Origin of the sequence: Streptomyces wedmorensis (assembly GCF_000716445.1) — a bacterium.
In the GTDB taxonomy this organism is placed as follows: domain Bacteria; phylum Actinomycetota; class Actinomycetes; order Streptomycetales; family Streptomycetaceae; genus Streptomyces; species Streptomyces wedmorensis.
In genome coordinates, this window is the sequence record NZ_JNWK01000137.1 from 1 (window position 1) to 1,832 (window position 1,832).

Here is a 1,832-nt window from a genome sequence, read left to right on the forward strand (position 1 = left end):
GGACGTCGGCATCCTCTACGACAACGGCCAGACCGAGGACAGCCGCAACGTCTCGGCGCTGTGGACCCTCACCAGCACCGGCACCGACTTCACCAACCCCTCCAAGAAGTGGGACTCCGGCGCGGACAGCTGGAACACCAAGACGAGCAAGCTGACCGCGGGCGACTTCAACGGCGACGGCAAGACCGACATCGGCGTCCTCTACGGCTACGGCGTCCAGGACGACGGCACCAACAGGACCGCCATCTGGAAGTTCACGAGCACGGGCTCGGACCTCGCGAACCCGGTCAAGTCCTGGGACAGCGCCTCCGCCACCGTGAACAGCTGGAACTGGGCGGCCAGCAAGCTCGGCTGACGCTCCGCCACCCGCCCGGCCGGCCGGATCCGCTTCCGGCCGGCCGGGCGCCCCGCCCCCACCGAGCCCACCACCCCGCCCCAGGAGTCATTCCGATGTCCCGCAGTCCCCGTCTGCTCGCCACCGCCACCGCGCTCGTCGTCTCGGCCGGCGTCTCCGCAACCCTGCTCACCGCCGCCCCCGCCTCCGCGGCCTCGGTGGCGACCTGGGACAAGGTCGCCCAGTGCGAATCGGGCGGCAACTGGTCGATCAACACCGGCAACGGCTTCTACGGCGGCCTCCAGTTCTCCCAGTCGACCTGGCAGAGCCACGGAGGCACCGCCTACGCCTCGCGCGCCGACCTCGCCACCAAGAAGGAGCAGATCCTGATCGGCGAGAAGGTCCTCGCGAGCCAGGGCGAGGGCGCGTGGCCGACCTGCGGGCCCGCCGCCGGCCTCGGCGACGACCACGCGGACCCGTACCCCGACCCCGTACCGCCGGTCTCCCGGGTCGTCGGCCCGTCCTCCGGCACGGTGGCGACCGGCACGATCACCCTCTCGGCGTCCGTGACGGACGCGGTCGGCACCCCGACCAAGGCGACCTTCTACGTCGACGGCGTCGCGGTCGGCACCGACACCGGCTCGGGCCCCTCGTACTCCGTCGCCCTCGACACGACGACCCTGGCCGACGGCTCGCACACGGTGACCGTGCGCGCCGTCAACGACGCCGGGCAGACCGGCCCGCTGTCGGACGGGGTCGCCTTCCTCACCGCGAACCGCGCGAGCACCACCCAGAGCACCGGTGACTTCAACGGCGACGGCAAGGACGACATCGCCGTCTTCTACGACAACGGCCAGGCGACGGACGGTACGGGCTTCCGCTCCGCCCTGTGGACCTTCACCTCCACGGGGACCGGCTTCGGCGCCCCCGTCAAGAAGTGGGACAACGTCTCCGCCGGCTCCGGCTCCTGGAACCGGGACCGCTCCAAGGTCACCGCGGGCGACTACAACGGCGACGGCAAGGACGACGTCGCCGTCCTGTACGACCAGGGCACCTCGCAGACCGGCGGCCGCTGGACCGCGCTGTGGAGCTTCACCAGCACCGGCACCGGGTTCAGCGCCCCGGCCAAGAAGTGGGACAGCCTGGAGTCGGCCGACTCCTGGGACTGGTCCCGGTCGAAGATCACCTCGGGCGACTTCGACGGCGACGGCAGGACCGACGTCGGCGTCCTCTACGACAACGGCCAGAACGCGGCCGGCGACTTCGTGACCGCCCTGTGGTCCTTCCGCAGCACGGGCGCGGACTTCGCCGCCGCGGTCAAGAAGTGGGACAACGTCTCCACCGGCTCCGGCTCCTGGAACGCGGACCGCGCGAAGCTGGTCGCCGGCGACTTCGGCGGCGACGGCAAGGACGACGTCGGCATCCTCTACAACAACGGCCAGCAGACGGACGGCACCAACGTCACCGCCCTGTGGACGCTGACCAGCACCGGCACCGA

The 1,832-nt window shown here is 71.2% G+C and carries 1 protein-coding gene and 1 pseudogene; both read left to right on the forward strand.

The window, feature by feature from the left end:
* A pseudogene (locus tag OO54_RS40745) lies at positions 1 to 355 on the forward strand (FG-GAP-like repeat-containing protein); the annotation flags it as partial.
* Between the two features lie 95 nt (positions 356 to 450).
* Positions 451 to 1,832: transglycosylase family protein (locus OO54_RS40750; protein WP_033212735.1), on the forward strand; the 1,382-nt coding region annotated here is incomplete at its 3' end.